This window comes from Hyphomonas chukchiensis (genome assembly GCF_000682695.1).
In the GTDB taxonomy this organism is placed as follows: Bacteria; Pseudomonadota; Alphaproteobacteria; order Caulobacterales; family Hyphomonadaceae; genus Hyphomonas; species Hyphomonas chukchiensis.
In genome coordinates this window covers 1-1,041 of record NZ_AWFG01000080.1, presented here as the reverse complement: position 1 = coordinate 1,041, position 1,041 = coordinate 1, and the positions used below count along the sequence as shown (strand labels likewise).

Below are 1,041 nucleotides of genomic sequence, written 5' to 3'. Positions count from 1 at the left end.
GCCTAGTCCCTTGTCTGCACATCTCTTTTTATGGCTCTACGCCAGACTTCGTAGAGCCGGGATTTGGACCATTTCCCAATATCTGCTGCAGGATGGCATGGTTCTATTGGCCTTTTGAAGCATATCTGGCGCCCGAGGCGCCCGAATGAGTACCGAGGGCGACAATCCGTTCACCCCGCGCCCTGGCAGGATTCGGTCGGGTGGATCAGGGGGGCGCGCAAAGACGTATCTCTCGCGGATGGCGAAGGCGCTGGCTGCATCAGGTGGTACAAGACGGTCAGGACTGTCGCCACGTCCGTCCCCTGCCCTGCGGGGCGGCCGGAGGCGGGTCATCGTCAAGGCGCGCATTGTCAGGATGTCGGTTTCCAGTGCGGCAGCCCTCATGGCGCACGTTACTTACATAAAGCGCGATGCCGCCCTGTCGGAGAGGGATCGCGGGCGGCTGTTTGACCGGAACAGTGAAGATGCCGGCACGAAGGATTTTGTCGATGCGGTGTCGGAGGACCGGCACCATTTTCGGTTCATTATCTCGCCCGAGGACGGGATGGAAATGGCGGACCTCAAACCCTTCGTGCGGGACTTGGTGGGGCAGATGGAAAAGGACCTTGAGACAAGGCTCGAATGGGTGGGCGCGATCCACCAAGATACCGGCCGGCCGCACGCCCATATGATCATCCGGGGCAAGCGTGAGGATGGGACGGATCTCGTCATACCACGGGAGTATATTTCACACGGGATCCGCGAGCGCGCTGAGAATTTGGTGACACTTGAACTCGGACCTGAAACCGCGCTCGAACAGGAGCGGAAACTCCATGCCGAGGCGACCGCTGAACGGCTGACCCGGATCGATCAATTCCTGGACCGGCAGGCGGGCGAGGATCACCTGCTCGAAATGAAGGACAGCCCGGCGAGATACCGTACCCTGCATGCGGCGCGATTACGGACGCTGGAGCGGCTCGGCCTTGCTGAGAAATTGGGAGCGGGCCACTGGCAGCTCGATGCGAAGTTCAAGGCGACACTGAAATTACTTGGCGAGCGTGG

Annotated in this window: 1 protein-coding gene; it reads left to right on the top strand. The window is 60.6% G+C overall.

The annotated features are described in order from the left end of the window. Positions 1-355 precede the first annotated feature (355 nt). On the top strand, positions 356-1,041 hold a 686-nt coding region (locus HY30_RS17480), incomplete at its 3' end, for a DUF3363 domain-containing protein (protein WP_162176974.1).